The organism is Arthrobacter sp. Y3223151 (assembly GCF_059091125.1).
In genome coordinates, this window is record NZ_JBNHGI010000002.1 from 383,890 (window position 1) to 402,565 (window position 18,676).

Here is an 18,676-nt window from a genome sequence, read left to right on the forward strand (position 1 = left end):
GCGCGTCTGCTTGAGCGCCCGGCAGGTTCCGTCGCTGAAGGGAGACAGCATGCTGGAACGACGCGGCGACTTCGCCTTTGACTACAACCTCCACGAAGGCACCGCCCCGGTGAAGATGCAGTGGCTGTTCCAGGAGCAGTCACGCCTGCCCGTGGCCGTTCAGGCCTGGGAGTTGCCGCCGGGCGGGACGGAAGGGATGCACTCCCATCCAGCGGGCGGCCGCGCGCTCGAAGAACTCTACGTGGTGATGGAGGGAACCGCCCGGATGACCGTGGACGGCCGGGTCCACCAACTCCACGCCGGTGATGCCGTGCTCGCCCCGGTGGGTTCCGAGCACGATCTGGCAAACACCGGCAGCGGACCGCTGCGGGTGCTCGTGGTCTGGGGAGAACCCGGCGCAGCCGACTACTCGTCCTTCGGTTCACACCGTGCCGCCCGGGCCGCCCGCTCCCCCGGGGCCACGTCGGACTGACAACGCTACATGTCCTGCCCCGGCGGCGCCACGTCCCGGCCGGCAATGAGATTATGGTCCTATGGCCGATCCTGAAGAGCTCGACGACGAGGCGTCGCCGGAGAACCTGAACCGTGGTGTGCAGTCTGTGGACCGCGCCATCACCGTGCTCGAGATCCTGGCCCGTCGTGGCGCCGCCGGTGTCAGCGACATCGCCGACGAAATGGGCGTGCACAAGTCCACCGCCTCGCGGCTGCTGGCATCCCTGGACCAGCGCGGCATGGTGCAGCAGAACAGCGAGCGCGGCAAATACCAGCTCGGCTTCAGCATCCTGCGGCTCGCGAACTCGATCCCCGGGAACCTGAGCCTGGTGCGCGAGGCCCGCCCGGTGCTGGAGCGACTGGCGGAACAGTACAAGGAAACCGTGAACCTGGCGGTCCTGCGTTCCAATTATGCCGTCAACGTGGACCAGGCCCGGGGTACCTCCACTCTGGCGACGTCCGACTGGATCGGCAGCCTGACGCCCCTGCACGCCACCTCCAGCGGTAAGGTCCTGCTGGCGGGGCTCACATCCGAAGACCGGCTCAAGATCGTGAAGCAAACCCGGTTGCCGGCGCAGACCGCGAACACGATCACCTCCCGGCAGAAACTGGAAAAGGAGCTGCTCCAGGTCTCCGCCCAGGGCTACGCCGTCGTCGAGGAAGAATTCGAGATCGGCCTGAATTCCATTGCTGTTCCGGTATGGGACCACCTGGGAACCGTCATCGGGTCCGTCAGCATTTCCGGCCCGGCCTTCCGGTTCAAGCCCGAGCAGATTAACGGGCTGGTCGAGGACATCAAGCAGGCCGGGCAGGACATCAGCGCCCGGATGGGCCACTCCCGGGACAGCTGACCGCCGCCGGCTACCCCATGACGACGGCGGCGCCCGGCTGTCATTTGGCGACGGCGGCGGGCTCTCGGGCCAGGCGGGCCGTGACCCACTCGTGGAACGCGCTGATGTGGTGTTCGCTGGGCACCAGCACGCCGCCGTTGGCGTAAATCTTTGATCCCATCGCCGGCTGGCAGCGTTCGCAGGCGTCGAAGTCCTGCTGGTTCACCCGGTGAAAGAGCTCCACCGAGGCCGTCAGATCCTTCCCCGCTTCCACCACGCTGGGCATATACAGCCAGTCGCACTCGACCACGGTCCGGTCCGCGGCCAGCGGGAACATCCGGTGGATGATCACGTGGTCCGGCACCAGGTTGACGAAGACCGTGGGTTTGATCGTGACGGCGTAATAGCGCCGGTCCTGGTCCTCCGCGATGCCCGGAATCCGTTCCAGGCCCTCCGAGCCGTCCACCGTGAAGCCCTTGACGTCGTCGCCGAATTCGGCGCCGTGGCCCACGAAGTACTGCGCGGCCAGCCCGTCGGCGAACTCCGGCAGCACTTCCGTCAGCTCCGGATGGATGGTCGCGCAGTGATAGCACTCCATGAAGTTCTCAATGATGAGCTTCCAGTTGGCCTTCACGTCGTACCTGATCCGCCGGCCCAGGCTGAGGTTGGCGATGTCGTAGCCGTCGATCGCGCCGGCGTCGCCCAGTCGCTCCTCGATGGCCCCCACCACATCGTCGTCGAACGACGGCGGTTCCTCCGCGAGGCACAACCACACGTAGCCCAGGTATTCGCGCACCGGGACGTCCACCAGCCCGTACTTTTGCCGGTCGATGTCCGGCATCTTGGTGAGGTTGGGCGCCGCGATGAGCTTGCCATCGAAGTCGTACGTCCAGGCGTGGTAGGGGCATTGGAACGAGCGTCCCGCTTCCCCGCTCTCTTCCATGCAGAGTTTGACGCCGCGGTGCCGGCAGATGTTGTAGTACGCACGGACGGTGCCCTTGCGGTTGCGGGTCACGATGACCGATTCGCGGCCGACCTGCACGGTCCGGTAGGCACCGGCCTTGTCCAAGTCGGCGGACCTGACCGCACAGAACCACATCTGCTCGAAAATGCGTTCCTGCTCGGCCCGGAAGACGTCGTCGTCAACATAGGTATGGCCGGGCAGGGTGGCGATCAGGCTATCCGAGACGATCTCAGCGGTCATGGGTACTCCTTGTGTACAGAACTCGCGGCGGGAGAATGGGGGCGTTGCTCAGGATGCGGTGGCGAATTCGCCCGAAGGGACGTCCAGGTGCCGTTCGGCTTCCCGGTTAAGGAATTTGCGCCACCTGGTGAACTGGCGGACCTGGTTGACCCCCAGCACGGCAACGGGGTCGGCCCCGGCGTAGTAGACGGCGAGGAAGCTGTTGTCTTCGAGGCAGCCGTGCTCTATCTCAACCCGATCGTGGCCGTGCACGTGGCCGGCAAACTGAATGCGCGCGCCGTATTGGTCGGACCAGAAATAGGGCGGGTTGACCGGCGGCAGGGCCGCGGTGTCCTGCAACAGCGCTGCCACTGCGACGGCCGGTTGCTCCAAGGCCCCGGTCCAGTGCTCAACCCGCTGGTGCGCCCCGGCGCGCGGATTCCACCAGGCCGCGCAGTCGCCCACGGCCACCACGGAGGAGAGACTGGTGCGGCCGACCGAGTCGCAGAGCACGCCGTTGCCCAGCTCGATGCCGGAGCCGAGCAGCCAGTCGGTGTTCGGCTGCCCGCCGATGCCCACCAAGACGATGTCGGCGGGGAGTTCCCGCCCGTCGTCGAGCACCACGTGGCTGACGTTTTCGCCGCTGGTCTGGAAGGACCGGACAGCCGTGCCGCACAGCATCTCCACCCCGCCGGCCGAGTGCAGCCCGGCGACGGCCGCACCCATCTCGGCGCCCAGGGCGCCGGACAGAGGGGCAGCCGACCGCTCCACCACGGTGACGTCCAGGCCCGCGTCGCGCGCGGTGGAAGCGGTCTCGGCGCCGATGAAGCCTGCCCCGATCACAACCATCTTCCGGCCGGGAAGCAGTTGGCCGCGCAGCGCACGGGCATCGTCCAACGTGCGGAGGGTGAAAACGTTCGCGCAGCCATGGACTTCGGGCAGCACCCGGGCGGAGGACCCGGTGGCCACGACCACTCCGTCCGCGGCGAGGCTCCGTCCGTCGCTCAGCGATACGGTCATCGACTCCGGGTCGAGGCCTACCGCCTTGACACCCAAAATCCATTCGGCGGCCAAATCGTCGTCCCCGGCGACCAGCGCCAGGTCCGCCTCCGAGATCCGGCCGGCCAGGAAGTCCTTGGACAGCGGCGGACGGTCGTAGGGCGGATGCACTTCGTCTCCAACGACGATCAGTCGGCCGGCAAAACCTTGGCTGCGTGCCGCCCGGGCGGCAGAAAGCCCAGACAGCGAAGCTCCGATGACAACAAGGGTCTGCATCGATAGGGCCTTTCACGGCAGGAGGGTCCACGTTTTTCCAAAACAAGCAGCGCCTGACGCAACTCGACGCGCTATGTGAAACAGCGTGAGGTCGGATGCCGCGTGTGTCAAGGGGTAAGGACCCGCAAAAAAGAATTTGCCCAAACCCTTGACATTGAAATGTGACCGGGCACACTGTTGCCTATCGTGAACACCGTTGTTCATGACGGAACTTGGCACGCTGTGTCGTTGCGAAAGAAGGCGCCCCATGCATCAGGCCTGCCCTTTAAGCCAGCTAACCCCCGGCGACGCCATCCGGCTGGACACCTCGCCTCCCATCGCCGTCTTCCACACGGAAGAGGGCGAACTCTTTGCCATTGACGACACGTGCACCCACCAGGACGCCTCGCTTGCGGACGGCTGGGTGGAGGGCTGCGAAGTCGAGTGCCCGCTGCACGCGTCGAAGTTCAATCTGCGCACCGGCGTCGTTGACGCGCCGCCGGCAAAACTCCCGGTCCGCGTCCACGGTGTCTCCGTCGTGGACGGCATCATCATGGTCCAGGAATCAGAAGAGGCCCCGAATCTCCCGCCCGGCCTGCAGGTCGACGGGTTCGTGTAGCCGGGCCTTCGTCATCCACCAAAGGAACCAGATGTCAGTAAACAACGATCTCGCAGTTGATGATGGCCCACCCGACAACGAGGTGCAGCGGGTGCTGGCCCGGGAGCCCTCCGACAGACCGGCCAATGCGCCGCCGGATCGAGCGGACACCGAGGAGGACACCCGGATCCTGGCCGAGCTTCGGGAGAGCGAGAACGAGCAGGCGCTGGCGGGCCGCCAGCGGACGAGCGGAGGCTTGGACAAGACGGTCTTCGCCGTGGCCGGCGCCCTCGCCGTCGCTTTCGTAGCCTGGGGTTTCCTCGCCACCGAGCATCTCGGCAGCACCTCGGTCACCGTACTGAACTGGGTGATGGAGAATACCGGTTGGCTCTTTATTCTGCTGGCCTCGCTCTTCGTGGTTTTCGTGCTGTGGCTGGCGATAGGCCGGTTCGGCAACATCCCGCTGTCCAAGGACGGCGAGAAGCCGGAGTTCCGCACCATCTCCTGGATCTCCATGATGTTCGCCGCCGGCATGGGCATCGGCCTGATGTTCTACGGCGTGGCAGAACCGATGTACCACTACATCGCCCCGCCGCCCGGCACCGTCGACGGGCAGACGCCCGAGGCAATCCAGACGGCGATGGCCACCTCGCTGTTCCACTGGACGCTGCATCCGTGGGCGATGTACGCCGTCGTCGGCATTGCCATGGCCTACGGCACCTACCGGCTGGGCCGCAGGCAGCTGATCTCGGCAATCTTCACGTCCCTGTTCGGCAGCAAGACGGTGGAGGGACCGGCCGGGAAGTTCATCAACATCCTCGCCATCTTCGCCACCCTCTTCGGCACCGCCGCGTCACTCGGCCTCGGCGCCCTGCAAATCGGCAGCGGCCTGGCCTTCAACGGCTGGGTGGGAGAGCTGGCCACCGGCGTGCTCGTGGTCATCATCGCCGTGCTCACGGCCTGCTTCATCGCCTCGGCCGTCTCCGGGATCCGCCGCGGCATTCAGTGGCTGGCCAACATCAACATGGTGCTGGCCGTGGTCCTGGCGCTGATCGTGTTCCTGGCCGGGCCCACGCTGTTCATCCTGAACCTCGTGCCGGCCGCCGTCGGAGATTACGCCCGCGACCTGGCCGAGATGGCCTCCCGCACCGAAGCGGTGGGGGACGAGGCGCTGCGCAGCTGGATGTCCGGCTGGACGGTGTTCTACTGGGCCTGGTGGGTGTCCTGGACACCGTTCGTCGGGATGTTCATTGCCCGCATCAGCCGCGGCCGCACCATCCGCCAGTTCGTCACCGGCGTGCTGCTGGTGCCGAGCGTTGTGAGCGTCGCCTGGTTCGCGATCTTCGGCGGCGCCAGCTTCGGCGTGCAGGCCGCGGCGGACGCCTCACCGGATGCCGGCGACGGGCTGGTGGACATGGTCGACGGCGAACCGACCATCTCCTTCGACGGCGCACTCTTCGATCTGCTGCAAAACCTGCCGTTGCCGAACATCCTGGCCGGCGCGGTGGCGATCTTGGCGATGGTGCTAGTGGGGATCTTCTTCGTCACGGGCGCCGATTCGGCCTCGCTGGTGATGGCTTCGCTCAGTTCCAACGGGGCCGAAGAGCCCTCCCGCGGCGTCGTGATCTTCTGGGGTGCGCTGACCGGCGGAGTCGCCGCGGTGATGCTGCTGGCCGGCGGGGACCAGCCGGCCGAGGCCCTGAACGGGCTTAAAAACATCACCATCGTGGTGGCGTTGCCGTTCGTCCTGGTGATGCTGCTGATGTGCATTGCGCTGGCCAAAGACCTGCGCCGTGACCCGCTGGCGCTGCGCCGGCGGCTCGCCGACTCCGTGGTGGAGCGCGCCATCCGTTCCGGGGTGGGCCTGCACGGCGGCAGCAGGTTCGACCTGGTCACCAGGCACGAATGCGACGACACGTGTCCCGAAGGGAAGTGCCCGGCCGCCGCTCCGCCGCCCGCCTAGGCAGCCCTAGCCCTGCGGCGGGCGGCCCGGGCAACCGGACGCCCGCCGCCCCAAACGCCACCCCCACAACGCATGGCCCCACATCTAAACGCATGGCCCCGCATCTCTTGCCCCGCCCTGCTACCTGAAGGAGCATTACCGCATGAGCACTTCCCCGCGCATCGTCATCATCGGAGCAGGGATCGTCGGCGCCAATCTGGCGGACGAACTGGCCGCCCGCGGCCGGACGAACGTCACCGTCCTGGAGCAGGGCCCGCTGCATCTGGCCGGCGGGTCGAGTTCGCACGCACCCGGACTGGTCTTCCAGACCAATCCGTCCAAGACCATGACCGAATTCGCCCGTTACACCGTGGGCAAAATGCGCTCGCTCACGGCCGACGGCACCTCCTGCTTCAACCCGGTGGGAGGGCTGGAGGTGGCCACCACCCCCGCCCGGTTCGAGGAGCTCAAGCGCAGGGCCGGCTTCGCCGCCTCCTGGGGCGTGGAGGCCCGGCTGATCGATCCGGACGAATGCGAAAAGCACCATCCGCTGCTGCCGGCCGGCAACGTGCTCGGCGGCCTGCACATTCCCTCCGACGGGCTGGCCCTCGCGGCCCGCGCCGTCCGGCTGCTGATCGCCCGCGCCTCCGCCGCCGGCGTCGAGTTCCGCGGTTCCACCACCGTGACGGGCATTGAGCACGACGGCGGACGGGTCACCGCGGTGGAGACCGACACCGGGCGGGTGCCCGCCGACGTCGTGGTCTGCTGTGCCGGCTTCTGGGGGCCGAAGATCGGCGCCATGGCCGGCATGACGGTGCCGCTGCTTCCGCTGGCGCACCAGTACGTCAAGACGTCGGCGCTGCCGGCGCTGGCAGGCCGGAACGAACTGCCCAACGGTGCCCGGCTGCCGATCCTGCGCCACCAGGACGAGGACCTGTACTTCCGCGAGCACGGCGACCGGCTGGGCATCGGTTCCTACGCGCACCGGCCCATGCCGGTGGACCTGGACTGGCTGCCGGCTGTCGCGCCGGCGGACGTCTCCGACGACCGCATGCCGTCGCGGCTGGATTTCACGGCGGCGGACTTCGAACCGTCCTGGCGGGAAAGCGAGCGGCTGCTGCCGGCGCTCCGCGGCGCGGGCATCACCGACGGCTTCAACGGCGTCTTTTCCTTCACCCCCGACGGCGGCCCTGTGATCGGGGAGTCCCCGGACATCGCCGGCTTTTACCTGGCCGAAGCCGTCTGGGTCACCCATTCGGCGGGTGTGGCCAAGGCAGTGGCAGAACTGCTGGTGGACGGGCGGTCGCAGACGGACCTGCACGAATGCGATGTGCGCCGGTTCGAAGACGTCCAGCTGGCCCCCGAATACATCAGCGAGACGTCGCAGCAGAACTTCGTGGAGATCTACGACGTGCTGCACCCGCTGCAACCGCGCGAATCCCCGCGGAACCTGCGCACCAGCCCCTTCTTCGGCCGCCAGCAAGAGCTTGGCGCGGTCTTCCTGGAATCCGGCGGCTGGGAGCGCCCGCACTGGTATGAGGCCAACGCGGCGCTGCTGGCGGCGCTGCCGCAGGACTGGCGGGAACCGGAGCGCGACGCCTGGGCCGCCCGTTACCACTCCCCCATCGCCGCCGCCGAAGCGTGGAAGACGCGCACCGCCGTCGCCATGTACGACATGACGCCGCTGAAGCGGGTGGAGGTGACCGGGCCGGGAGCCCTGGCCCTGCTGCAGCGGCTGGGCACCGGGCAGCTGAACAAGAAACCCGGGGCGGTGACTTACTGCCTGTTGCTGGATTCCGGCGGCGGCATCCGCAGCGACATCACGGTGGCGCGGCTGGCGCCGGAGCGGTTCCAGGCCGGCATCAACAACAACGCCGACTACGAGTACCTGCGCGGCGAGGCGGCCGCGCAATCGCAGGCCGACCCGGCCCAGTGGGTCCGGGTCGGGGACATTACCGCCGGCACCTGCTGCATCGGGCTCTGGGGCCCGCTGGCGCGCGGCGTGATGGCCAAGGTCAGCAGCGACGACTTCAGCAACGACTCGCTCAAGTACTTCCGCACGGCCCAGGTCCGTATTGCCGGCCTCTCCGTCACCGCGATGCGGCTCTCCTATGTGGGCGAGCTGGGCTGGGAGCTGTACACCACGGCCGATCAGGGGCTCAGGCTCTGGGACGCGCTGTTCGACGCCGGGCAGGAGCTCGGGATTATCGCCGCCGGCCGGGCCGCGTTCAACAGCCTGCGGCTGGAAAAGGGCTACCGGCTCTGGGGCACCGACGTGACCACCGAGCACACGCCGGAGGAGGCGGGCCTCGGGTTTGCGGTCAAGGCCGACAAGGGCGGGTTCGTGGGCGCCGCCGCGCTGGCCGCCGCGGGCGCTCCGGCCCGCCGGCTGCGCTGCCTGACCATCGACGACGGCCGGTCGGTGGTGCTGGGCAAGGAGCCGGTGTACGTGGACGACGTCCCGTCCGGCTACGTCACCAGCGCGGCCTTCGGCTACACGGTGGGCCGGCCGGTGGCGTACGCGTGGCTCCCTGCGGACATCGCGGAGGGAGACGGCGTCGAGATCGAATACTTCGGCCGCCGCATCCCGGCCACCGTCGCCGCCGAGCCGCTGGTCGACCCCGGCATGGAACGCCTGCGCGGCTGACCGTCGGCGCCGACGGGGCGCCTGCGCGGCCGGCCGTCCGCGCCGACGGGAAGACCGCCGCGGCTAGGGCCGCAGCAGCACCTTGATGGCGCGGCGTTCGTCCATGGCACGGTAGGCTTCCGCGGCGTCGGCCAGGGGCATGACCGCGTCGAAGACCTTGCCGGGGTTAATCTTCCCGGACAAGACGTCCTCGAGGAGTTCCGGAAGGTATTCGCGGGTGGGCGCGGCGCCGCCGGCGACGGAAATGTTCTTCGAGAACAGCACGCCGATGGGCAGTTCGGCGCCGCCGGCGGGGACACCTACGAACCCGACGGAACCGCCGGGCCTGGTGCAGCGCAACGCCTGGTCCATCGACTCCGCCGTGCCCACGCATTCGAGCACGGAGTCGGCCAGCACGCCGCCGAGCAGCCCCTTGACCTTTTCGGCTGCGGCCTTCCCGCGTTCCGCCACCACGTCGGTCGCCCCGAATTCGCGGGCCAGTGCCGCCCGGTCGTCGTAGCGGGACATCGCGATGATCCGCTCGGCGCCCAGCCGCCGGGCCGCCAGCACCCCGCACAGCCCGACGGCGCCGTCGCCCACGACGACGACGGTGCGTCCCGGGCCGACCTTGGCGCTGATGGCAGCGTGGTGTCCCGTCCCCATCACGTCGGAGAGCGTGAGCAGGCTCTTCGCCAGCTCCTCCCCCGGTTCGGTCACGCCGGGCACCACAACCAACGTGGCGTCCGCGTGGGGGACCCGCACGGCTTCGCCCTGCCCGCCGTCAACCGGCAGGCCGTGCTCGTCCCGGCCTCCCCAACTGGCCCGGCGTTCGCACGAGGTTTGCACGCCGTTGCGGCAGGGCGGGCACTCGCCGCAGCTGATGGCCCACGGGGCGATGACGAAGTCGCCGGCGGACAGCGCCTGCACCGCGTCGCCGGTGGCCTCGACCACGCCGATGAGTTCGTGGCCGATGGGATGCGGCCTGCCCGGCTCGCGGATGCCGCGATAGGGCCACAGATCGGAGCCGCAGACGCAGGTGGCGCTCACGCGCACGATCGCGTCGGTGGGGGCAAGGATTTCCGGGTCGGGGCGTTCCTCGACCCGGATGTCGCCCGGTCCGTGGATGATGGCAGCGCGCATAAAACCTCCTGTGCAGTGGTGGTGCTTTTCCAGCCTAACCGGGCCGCCGCGGCAGCCGGGAACGGGCGAAGCCCGCCACCTTGCGCAGGTGGCGGGCTTCGGTGCCGTAGGCGAAGGGCCTAGAGGTTGGACGGTTCCTCGTGGTCCGGGTAGACCTCGCGCAGCAGGTGCGCGGTCTCGGACGGGGTCTTGCCGACCTTCACGCCCGCGGCCTCGAGGGCCTCCTTCTTGGCCTGGGCCGTGCCGGAGGAGCCGGAGACGATGGCGCCGGCGTGGCCCATGGTCTTGCCCTCGGGCGCGGTGAAGCCGGCCACGTAGCCGACGACCGGCTTGGTGACGTTGGCCTTGATGTACTCGGCGGCACGCTCCTCGGCGTCGCCGCCGATTTCGCCGATCATCACGATCGCCTTGGTTTCCGGATCGGCCTCGAACGCGGCCAGGGCGTCGATGTGGGTGGTGCCGATGACCGGGTCGCCGCCGATGCCGATGGCGGTGGAGAAGCCGAGGTCGCGCAGCTCGTACATCATCTGGTAGGTCAGTGTGCCGGACTTGGAGACCAGGCCCACGCCGCCCTTGCCGGTGATGTTCGCCGGGGTGATGCCCACCAGCGACTCGCCGGGCGTGATGATGCCCGGGCAGTTCGGGCCGATGATGCGGGTGATCTGGTTGCCGTCGGAGTCCTTCTTGGACTGTGCCAGCGCCCAGAACTCGGCGGAGTCCTGCACCGGCACGCCCTCGGTGATGACGACGACCAGGCCGATTTCGGCCTCGATGGCCTCGACCACGGCGTCCTTGGTGAAGGCCGGCGGGACGAAGACGATGGAGACGTCGGCGCCGGTCTCGGTGACGGCTTCCTTGACGGTGCCGAAGACCGGCAGGGTCTTCTCGCCGTGGGTGACGGTGGTGCCGGCCTTGCGCGCGTTCACACCGCCAACGATGTTGGTGCCGGCGTGCAGCATGCGTGCCGTGTGCTTGGAGCCTTCGCCACCGGTGATGCCCTGGACGATGACCTTCGAGTCCTTGTTGATGAAGATAGACATGTTTTAGTTCCTCGGTCCTTAGGCGTTGGCCAGCTCGGCGGCCTTGTCGGCGCCCTGGTCCATGGTCAGGGCCAGGGTGACCAGCGGGTGGTTGGCGTTGAGCAGGATCTGCCGGCCTTCGTCGACATTGTTGCCGTCGAGACGGACGACCAGCGGCTTGCTGGCCTTCTCGCCCAGGATTTCCAGGGCCTTGACGATGCCGTTTGCCACGGCGTCGCAGGCGGTGATGCCGCCGAAGACGTTCACGAACACGCTCTTGACCTGCTCGTCGTTGAGGATGACGTCCAGGCCGGCGGCCATGACCTCGGCCGAGGCGCCGCCGCCGATGTCCAGGAAGTTGGCGGGCTTGACGTTGCCGTGCTTCTCGCCGGCGTAGGCGACGACGTCCAGGGTGGACATGACCAGGCCTGCGCCGTTGCCGATGATGCCAACCTGACCGTCGAGCTTGACGTAGTTCAGGTCCAGTTCCTTGGCCTTGGCCTCGAGCGGATCCGCGGCGTCCTTGTCCTCGAGCTCCTCGTGGCCGGGCTGGCGGAAGGAGGCGTTCTCGTCCAGCGAGACCTTGCCGTCCAGGGCGACGATGTCGCCGGCGCCGGTCTTGACCAGCGGGTTGACCTCCACCAGGGTGGCGTCTTCCTTGATGAACACGTCCCAGAGCTTGACGATGACCTCGGCGACCTTCGGGCGAAGGTCTTCGGCGAAGCCGGCCTCGGCAACGATCTCGTCGGCCTTGGCCTGGTCGATGCCGACGGCCGGGTCGATGGCAACCTTGGCCAGGGCGTCCGGGCGCTCCACAGCCAGCTGCTCGATCTCCATGCCGCCCTCCACCGAGCACATGGCCAGGTAGTTGCGGTTGGCGCGGTCCAGCAGCACGGAGAAGTAGTACTCCTCGGCGATGTCGGCGCCCTGCGCGATCATGACCTTCTTGACCGTGTGGCCCTTGATGTCCATGCCGAGGATGTTGGAGGCGTACTCGTATGCCTCGTCGGGGGTCTTGGCGACCTTGACGCCACCGGCCTTGCCGCGGCCTCCGACCTTCACCTGAGCCTTGACGACAACTACGCCGCCAATTTTCTCAGCAGCTGCCTTGGCTTCTTCTGGGGTGTACGCAACGATTCCAGCCAGCACGGGTACTCCGTGTGCCTCGAAGAGATCGCGCGCCTGGTATTCATACAGGTCCACGGGTTGTGTCCTTCTACGTCGAAGTCGTTTCTGACTCGGAGCGGCATCCGCGGTTGGCCGTGGCGGTGACCACGGACGGCTGCGGTTGCCTGCAGTGCTCCATGGGGAACTCTAGCCCCTTTGGCCTCGGGCGCCGGTCCCAGAGTACCGCTTTAGTGGCCAAGGGCACACTTCTACGACTTGTAGAAGTACCCGGTTTTGAGGTATCGGCGCCGTCACCGCTTGCCGCTGCCTTCGCGAGGAACGACGGCGGCCTCCCCGCCCTGGGCGGCGGTGTCCCCGTCCTGGGCGGTCGTTCCCCCGCCCTGCGCTGCGGCTGCTGCCGGTGCGCTGCCCCTGATCACGGTCTGGTTCAGCAACGGAATGCGCAGGCCTTCCTCGGCCAACGCTTCCTTCAGGCGGGCCCGCATCTTGCGCGCGATTGCCCACTGTTCCAACGGCTTCGTGCGGATGGCCAGCCGGATCACCACGGATTCGCCGGTCAGTGCTTCCACACCCCAGACCTCCGGATCGTCCAAAATCAGCCTGCGGTTGTCCTCGTCCATGCGCAGTTCCATGGCGGTCTTGAGGATCAACTCGGAGACCTTCTCCACATCGGAGTCGTACGGCACGGGGATGTCCAGCACGGCCCGCGCCCAGCCCTGGGAGGAGTTACCCACCCGCAGGATCTCCCCGTTGCGAACGTGCCACAGCGTGCCGTCCACGGCGCGCACCTGGGTGACCCGCAGACCGACCGACTCCACGGTGCCGGAGGCCTCGCCCAAGTCGACCACGTCGCCGATGCCGTACTGGTCTTCGGCCACCATGAACAGCCCGGACAGGTAGTCCTTGACCAGGGTCTGTGCGCCGAAGCCGATGGCGACGCCGGCAATACCGGCACTGGCCAGTACCGGGCCAAGGTTGAATTCCAGCTCCGTGAGCACCATCAGGACGGTGAGGGTGGCCAGCACGATGGTGGTGATCGAACGCAGCACCGATCCGATCGTCTTCGAGCGCTGTGCCCGGCGAACCGCGGCGATCGGCGAGTCCTGAATCAGCCAGTAGCGCGGGTCTTTCGTGTTCTTGGGCGCCGCAGGGTCGAATTTGTCCAGCTTGGCGGTCTCGCCGTCGGCGATCTTTCCGGTGACGCGTTTGATCACCATCCGCAGCACAATGTTCAGCAGGAATCCACCCAGCAGGATCAGCGAAACGCGCAGCGGCTTGTCAAGCCAAAAATCGGGGGTTGCCAGCCGTTCCAGAGTCCTAATGTCCACGTGGTCCATGGATAAGAACGGTAAGCGCCCCGTCGCGCCGCTGCCAAATGCACCGTCGCAAACGTGGCGCATCTCCCAGCGGGGGTCAGCCCATCTTGGTCAGCGGCGCATAACGCAGCAGCAGCCGCTTCTCGCCGGCATCGAATTTCACCTTGGCCACCGTCTTGTCGCCGGCTCCTTCGAGGCCCAGGACCGTCCCGTTGCCGAAGCTCGCGTGGTTGACCTTGTCGCCGATGGACAGCGCGATGACTTCCTTCTGCGGCTGCACCCGTCCGGCCCGGGTCTTAGCGCTGGTGATCGACGGCGCCGATCCCCTCATGTTGCTGATGTCCTGGCTGCCCGACGTCCCGGCGCCCCAGTGCGATCCCGAGTAGCGGCTGGAGCCGAAGCTGCCCGCGGAGGCAAAGGTCGGGCGGGCCGTGCCTTCGCGTTTCCAGTCAATGAGTTCGGCCGGCACCTCTTCGATGAACTGGCTGGCCGGATTGAACTGGCTCTGGCCCCACATGCTGCGCGACTCGGACCGGGTCAGGTACAGCCGCTGGCGGGCGCGGGTCAGGCCCACGTAGGCCAACCGGCGCTCTTCGGCCAGCTCCGTCGGGTCGGTCATGGAGCGCTGGTGGGGGAAGATTCCGTGTTCCATGCCGGTGAGGAAGACCACCGGAAACTCCAGGCCCTTGGCGGTGTGCAGCGTCATCAGCGTCACCACGCCCTGGTCCTGGGCCAGCCGAGCCGCCTCGCTGTCCGGGGCGTCGGGCACCTGGTCCGCGTCGGCCACCAGCGCCACCTGTTCCAGGAACTCGGACAGCGACCCTTCCGGGTTGTCCCGTTCGTACTCGCGCACCACGGCCACGAGTTCGGCCAGGTTTTCCACGCGGGATTCATCCTGCGGGTCGCTGCTCTGGCGCAGCATCGCCAGGTAGCCGGTCTGCTCCAGCACGGCCTCCAGCGCGGCTGCCGCGCCGGATCCAGCGGCCACCTCGGCCAGGTCGTCGATGAGCTTCACGAAGCCGGCGACCGCGTTCACCGACCGGGTGGCCATGCCGGGTGCCTCCTCGGCACGGCGCAGCGCCTCCATGAATGAGATCCGGTCCCGTTCCGCCAGCGCCGCGACGGCGTACTCGGCACGGTCGCCGATCCCGCGCTTCGGTTCGTTGAGGATGCGGCGCAGGTTAACGACGTCGTCCGGGTTGGCCAGGACCCGCAGGTAGGCCAGCGCGTCCTTGATTTCCTTGCGTTCGTAGAAGCGGGTGCCGCCGACCACCTTGTAGGGCAGCCCCACCCGGACCAGCAGGTCCTCGATGGAACGGGACTGGGCGTTGGTCCGGTAGAAGATGGCGATGTCGCCGGGGCGGATCCCCTCGGAGTCCTGCAACCGGTCGATCTCGCCGGTGATGAAGCGGGCCTCGTCGTGCTCGTTCTCGCCCACGTAGCCGATGATCTTCTCGCCGTCGCCCTCGGCGGTCCAGAGCCGCTTGGCCGGGCGGTCGGGGTTCCGGGAGATCACCGAGTTGGCCGCGGTGAGGATGGTCTGGGTCGACCGGTAGTTCTGTTCCAGCAGGATGGTGCGCGCGCTGGCGTAGTCCTTCTCGAAATCGACGATGTTGCGCACGTCGGCCCCGCGGAAGGCGTAGATCGACTGGTCGGAGTCGCCCACCACCGTCAGCTCGCCGGCCGGCACCGACCCGTCCTCGGACTCCCGGGTCAGCTCGCGCACCAGCCGGTACTGGGCATGGTTGGTGTCCTGGTATTCGTCCACCAGCACATGGCGGAACCGGCGGCGGTACGAGTCGGCAATAGCCGGGAACGCCTGGAAAATGAACACCACCTGCGCGATCAGGTCGTCGAAGTCCATGGCGTTGGCCTGGCGCATCCGCTGGGTGTACCCGGTGTAGACCGAGGCCACCGCCTGCTCGAACGGATCCGAATAGTTGGCGCTGGAGGCGAAGGACTCGTCGTCGATCAGTTCATTCTTCAGCGCCGAGATCTTGTGCTGGATGGACTTGGGCGGGAAGCGCTTCGGGTCCAGGTCCAGCCCCTTGGCCACCTGGCTGACCATCCGCAGCGTGTCGGCGGAATCGTAAATGGAGAAGTTGGAGTTCAGTCCCACGTGCTTGGCCTCGCGGCGCAGGATCTTCACGCAGGATGAGTGGAACGTGGAAATCCACATCCGCTTGGCCGGGTCCCCCACCAGCGACTCGATCCGCTCCCGCATCTCCGCGGCGGCCTTGTTCGTGAAGGTGATGGCGAGGATTTCTCCCGGCCGTGCGCGGCGTGTCGCCAGCAGGTACGCGATGCGGTGGCTGAGCACCCGTGTCTTGCCGGATCCGGCACCGGCGACGATCAGCAGTGGGGAGCCGACATGCTTGACCGCCTCTTCCTGCTGCGGGTTCAGCCCCGAGAGCAGCTCTTCGGCTCCGGGCACATGCGGAGCGGGCGGAGAGGCAACATGCGGGTCGAACGCCGGGTCGGTGAGGAAATCCATGGTGCCCTAAGTCTATTAGCCACCACCGACACTGCGGGACGCCGGCGGCGACTTCCGCCAACGGCCGACGCAGGAGTGCCCCGGCATAATAGTTGTATGTCCAAAACCCCAGCACAGCGCGCGAAGAAACACGGTGCGGCGGCGGCCCCAGCCCCCGGCAGCAGTGCCGTCGCGAGGCCTGCCGTTCCCGGCGGCACCCGGTCTCCCCAGCGCGCTGCCGGCAACGCGAACCTGATCATCATCGCCGGGGCCGCTGCCTCGGCCTTTCTGTTCGGCTACTCGTTCCTGCTGGTGATGCCGCAGTTCTCCCAGCTGACCGGGGGGCTGGCCATGCCGGACACGCTCATCGGCGGATACTCCACCGAGTACGTCCAGCAGGTGCGCACCGCGTTCGGCGAAGACGGTGCCGGGCAATACAACTACTGGCACAAAACCGCCGACACCATCTTCCCGCTGCTGTTCGGCTTCACCTGGCTGATCCTGCTGGGGCAGCAAATCCGCCGCCTCGGCTGGCGCTGGCTCGCCTGGGCCGTCGTCGTGCTTTACGTGGCAGCGGATCTGGGGGAAAACCTCGCCGTCGACGCCATGCTGGCCACGGACCCGGTCGGCGACGCGTCACTCGCGAGCTTTCTCACCGTCGCCAAGTCCGTCCTGTTCGGGCTGAGCCTGGTCGCCGCAGTCGTCGCGGTCTTTACCCGCAAACCCCGGCCGGCCGAAGGCTCAGCAGCCGCACCGGCGGGCGGCGCCGTTTAAGCTAAGCTTTTGGCGTTGCCCCCGTAGCTCAGGGGATAGAGCACCGCTCTCCTAAAGCGGGTGTCGGCAGTTCGAATCTGCCCGGGGGCACTTCACTGCCGGGCCTGCCGGCAAAATGCCAGGCAAACGTGCGGGCGGCGTGCCCGGACACGTGCAGGCGCCCGTTAACTGGGGCAGCCGACCGCCGCCTGTGCAACCCCCCACGGAAGCACAGACGGTAGCCGGCTGTAGTGCCTTCCACCAGAGCGGCCGGAAATTCCTGTCAGCTGGGACCGCTGGTTCCGGGTCTTCCCGTTCGCCGGAGCCAGCAGCATCTTCCCGCCACCTGTTGGCCGACGGCCGAGCCGTTCCCCTGAAGCACGTAGGCCGCTGAAGGGACCGTTCATTTCCCAAAGCGTGAGTACTCCAGGCACTGCCGTCACCCTATATCTAAATCGATTGGATTTAATAAAGCAACTCGTGAGACGGTTGTGGCGCGGCGTACCCGGCTAGATGACGCCGGCAGTTGGGGGAAGCGGGACCGCCACCCGCATAGTGGGACGCAGTACGGCGTCCGTCTGATGGTGCAGCACGGCTCTGCCCGTCGGGGTGGGAAGCGCGACGGCGACCGCGTAGTGAAGCACTCCCCTGCCCGCGTCCCGGCTAGCCGCCCAGGATCAGCCCGCTGGCCTTGGGCGAGAGAGCATCATCCAACACCAAGCAGGCGCCGCCGATGGCCCCCACCTCGAAGCCCAGCGGGGACGAAACCACATCAACCTCATGGATCGCCCGCGAGACGAACCGTTTGTTGATCTCCTCCCGCAGGATGGGCAGCGCGAGCTCGTCCAGGCCGTCCCACAGCGGGCCGCCGAAGATGACCCGGTCCACGTCCAAAATGTTGGCCACCTGGCCCACGGATCCGCCCAGCAACCCGGCGGCCCGTCCGATGATCGCCGCGGCCGCCGGCTCCCCCTCGCTGGCCATGCGGCAGAGCGTGACGATCCTTTCCGTGGCCTGGTGCCGGTCCCCCAGCTCGGCGTCGGCCGGGAAGACGCCGGCCTCCACGGCCTGCCGGAACAGCGTGCCGAAGTTCAGTGCCATGCCCACGCAGGTGCGTTTTCCGCAGTCACACAGCGGGACCTCCGCCTCCACCGGAAAATGACCGATCTCGCCGATGTTGCTGGAGGCGCCGCGCAGCACCTGTCCGTCGAGCACGATGCCGGCGCCCAGGCCCGTGCCCAGGTAAACGAACACGAAGTTCTCCGGCTCCCGCCGTCCGCTGGCCCACAGTTCCGCCACCGCCGCGGCCGTCGTGTCCTTGTCCATCAGCACCGGCAGGCCCGTTAGGTCGCGCAGGGGTTCGCGCAGCGGCACCGACGTCCACTCGCGCATCATCGGCGGATCCACCACCATCCCTTCGGCCGCGTCGATCGGCCCGGGCGCGGCCAGCCCGATGCCCAGGATGCGGTGGCGTTCGATTCCGGCAGCGGCGATGAGCGCCTCCGCCGCGGCGGCCATGGCGGCGGCCATCCCGTCCGGCTGGCCGGCGGCGGGCACGTCGTGCCGGGCACGCGCCACCACCTCGCCGTCGAGATTCAGCATGACCAGGGTCATGACCACGGGGTCGAGGTGGATGCCGATGGCCAGCCGGCTGGAAAGTTCCAGCTGCAGAACTGTGCGCGGCTTGCCGGGCCCGCTGACGGTCTTGCGGTCCTCGCGCACCAGGCCTTCGTCCACCAGCCGGCGCACCACGTTGGAGATGGTCTGCGGAGACAGCCCGGTGCTCTCCACCAGTTCCACCCGGGCGATTCCCCCGCGGGCACGTCGAATGGCGTTAAGGATCACGGCCTGGTTGTAGCCGCCCAGGCGGCCCAGGTTGGTTCCGCGCTGCATTGCACCCGCTTTCCACTCATTCGACGTGT

Annotated in this window: 14 protein-coding genes and 1 tRNA gene; 7 read left to right on the plus strand and 8 right to left on the minus strand. The window is 67.7% G+C overall.

Going from position 1 to position 18,676, the window contains the following annotated elements; translation table 11 throughout:
- Positions 1 to 49: 49 nt before the first annotated feature.
- Positions 50 to 472: a cupin domain-containing protein gene (locus tag AC5RUP_RS05580; RefSeq protein ID WP_494153689.1), complete on the plus strand. Its 423-nt coding sequence runs from the start codon at positions 50 to 52 to the stop codon at positions 470 to 472.
- Positions 473 to 533: 61 nt separating this feature from the next.
- A complete protein-coding gene (locus AC5RUP_RS05585; RefSeq protein ID WP_494153688.1) occupies positions 534 to 1,343 on the plus strand; it encodes an IclR family transcriptional regulator in 810 nt (269 codons plus the stop codon).
- A gap of 40 nt (positions 1,344 to 1,383) precedes the next feature.
- Here AC5RUP_RS05585 and AC5RUP_RS05590 read toward each other — a convergent pair whose 3' ends face one another.
- Entirely contained in the window at positions 1,384 to 2,526 is a 1,143-nt protein-coding gene (locus AC5RUP_RS05590) for an aromatic ring-hydroxylating oxygenase subunit alpha (protein WP_494153687.1), read from the minus strand.
- A gap of 48 nt (positions 2,527 to 2,574) precedes the next feature.
- The gene (locus AC5RUP_RS05595; protein ID WP_494153686.1) at positions 2,575 to 3,780 is read right to left on the minus strand and encodes an NAD(P)/FAD-dependent oxidoreductase; all 1,206 of its coding nucleotides are present in this window, start codon (positions 3,778 to 3,780) and stop codon (positions 2,575 to 2,577) included.
- 247 nt (positions 3,781 to 4,027) lie between these two features.
- Between AC5RUP_RS05595 and AC5RUP_RS05600 the strand changes: the two genes are divergently transcribed.
- From AC5RUP_RS05600 to AC5RUP_RS05610, 3 genes are all read left to right on the plus strand, one after another.
- Complete coding sequence (locus AC5RUP_RS05600; RefSeq protein ID WP_494001748.1) at positions 4,028 to 4,378, plus strand: bifunctional 3-phenylpropionate/cinnamic acid dioxygenase ferredoxin subunit; 351 nt, start codon at positions 4,028 to 4,030, stop codon at positions 4,376 to 4,378.
- 31 nt (positions 4,379 to 4,409) lie between these two features.
- Positions 4,410 to 6,320, plus strand: a complete 1,911-nt coding sequence (locus AC5RUP_RS05605) for a BCCT family transporter (protein WP_494153685.1) — start codon at positions 4,410 to 4,412, stop codon at positions 6,318 to 6,320.
- A 142-nt stretch (positions 6,321 to 6,462) separates the two neighbouring features.
- Positions 6,463 to 8,946 (plus strand): GcvT family protein, encoded by a 2,484-nt coding sequence (locus tag AC5RUP_RS05610; RefSeq protein WP_494158353.1) that lies wholly within the window; start codon positions 6,463 to 6,465, stop codon positions 8,944 to 8,946.
- A gap of 63 nt (positions 8,947 to 9,009) precedes the next feature.
- Here AC5RUP_RS05610 and AC5RUP_RS05615 read toward each other — a convergent pair whose 3' ends face one another.
- From AC5RUP_RS05615 to pcrA, 5 genes are all read right to left on the minus strand, one after another.
- A complete protein-coding gene (locus tag AC5RUP_RS05615; protein WP_494158354.1) occupies positions 9,010 to 10,065 on the minus strand; it encodes a zinc-dependent alcohol dehydrogenase family protein in 1,056 nt (351 codons plus the stop codon).
- 119 nt (positions 10,066 to 10,184) lie between these two features.
- On the minus strand, positions 10,185 to 11,105 hold the full coding sequence (gene sucD / locus AC5RUP_RS05620) for a succinate--CoA ligase subunit alpha (protein WP_494069387.1): 921 nt from the start codon (positions 11,103 to 11,105) through the stop codon (positions 10,185 to 10,187).
- 18 nt (positions 11,106 to 11,123) lie between these two features.
- Positions 11,124 to 12,287, minus strand: coding sequence for an ADP-forming succinate--CoA ligase subunit beta (sucC, locus tag AC5RUP_RS05625; RefSeq protein ID WP_494001753.1), 1,164 nt, complete (start codon positions 12,285 to 12,287; stop codon positions 11,124 to 11,126).
- Between the two features lie 215 nt (positions 12,288 to 12,502).
- Positions 12,503 to 13,549, minus strand: coding sequence for a mechanosensitive ion channel family protein (locus AC5RUP_RS05630; RefSeq protein ID WP_494158355.1), 1,047 nt, complete (start codon positions 13,547 to 13,549; stop codon positions 12,503 to 12,505).
- A gap of 76 nt (positions 13,550 to 13,625) precedes the next feature.
- Positions 13,626 to 16,022 (minus strand): DNA helicase PcrA, encoded by a 2,397-nt coding sequence (gene pcrA / locus AC5RUP_RS05635; RefSeq protein WP_494154173.1) that lies wholly within the window; start codon positions 16,020 to 16,022, stop codon positions 13,626 to 13,628.
- Positions 16,023 to 16,118: 96 nt separating this feature from the next.
- On the opposite strand from pcrA, the gene AC5RUP_RS05640 reads away from it, so the two are divergent.
- Positions 16,119 to 16,775, plus strand: coding sequence for a hypothetical protein (locus AC5RUP_RS05640; protein WP_494154174.1), 657 nt, complete (start codon positions 16,119 to 16,121; stop codon positions 16,773 to 16,775).
- Positions 16,776 to 16,792: 17 nt separating this feature from the next.
- A tRNA-Arg gene (locus AC5RUP_RS05645) sits at positions 16,793 to 16,865 on the plus strand.
- A gap of 552 nt (positions 16,866 to 17,417) precedes the next feature.
- Here the strand turns inward: AC5RUP_RS05645 and AC5RUP_RS05650 are convergent.
- Positions 17,418 to 18,647, minus strand: a complete 1,230-nt coding sequence (locus AC5RUP_RS05650) for an ROK family transcriptional regulator (protein WP_494158356.1) — start codon at positions 18,645 to 18,647, stop codon at positions 17,418 to 17,420.
- Positions 18,648 to 18,676 lie beyond the last annotated feature (29 nt).

Excerpts from the sequence above, each read along its gene's own strand:
- AC5RUP_RS05580 (WP_494153689.1), top strand. The coding sequence starts at position 50 with ATGCTGGAACGACGCGGCGACTTCGCCTTTGACTACAACCTCCACGAA.
- AC5RUP_RS05585 (WP_494153688.1), top strand. The coding sequence starts at position 534 with ATGGCCGATCCTGAAGAGCTCGACGACGAGGCGTCGCCGGAGAACCTG.
- AC5RUP_RS05590 (WP_494153687.1), bottom strand. The coding sequence starts at position 2,526 with ATGACCGCTGAGATCGTCTCGGATAGCCTGATCGCCACCCTGCCCGGC.
- AC5RUP_RS05595 (WP_494153686.1), bottom strand. The coding sequence starts at position 3,780 with ATGCAGACCCTTGTTGTCATCGGAGCTTCGCTGTCTGGGCTTTCTGCC.
- AC5RUP_RS05600 (WP_494001748.1), top strand. The coding sequence starts at position 4,028 with ATGCATCAGGCCTGCCCTTTAAGCCAGCTAACCCCCGGCGACGCCATC.
- AC5RUP_RS05605 (WP_494153685.1), top strand. The coding sequence starts at position 4,410 with ATGTCAGTAAACAACGATCTCGCAGTTGATGATGGCCCACCCGACAAC.
- AC5RUP_RS05610 (WP_494158353.1), top strand. The coding sequence starts at position 6,463 with ATGAGCACTTCCCCGCGCATCGTCATCATCGGAGCAGGGATCGTCGGC.
- AC5RUP_RS05615 (WP_494158354.1), bottom strand. The coding sequence starts at position 10,065 with ATGCGCGCTGCCATCATCCACGGACCGGGCGACATCCGGGTCGAGGAA.
- sucD (WP_494069387.1), bottom strand. The coding sequence starts at position 11,105 with ATGTCTATCTTCATCAACAAGGACTCGAAGGTCATCGTCCAGGGCATC.
- AC5RUP_RS05630 (WP_494158355.1), bottom strand. The coding sequence starts at position 13,549 with ATGGACCACGTGGACATTAGGACTCTGGAACGGCTGGCAACCCCCGAT.
- pcrA (WP_494154173.1), bottom strand. The coding sequence starts at position 16,022 with ATGGATTTCCTCACCGACCCGGCGTTCGACCCGCATGTTGCCTCTCCG.
- AC5RUP_RS05640 (WP_494154174.1), top strand. The coding sequence starts at position 16,119 with ATGTCCAAAACCCCAGCACAGCGCGCGAAGAAACACGGTGCGGCGGCG.
- AC5RUP_RS05650 (WP_494158356.1), bottom strand. The coding sequence starts at position 18,647 with ATGCAGCGCGGAACCAACCTGGGCCGCCTGGGCGGCTACAACCAGGCC.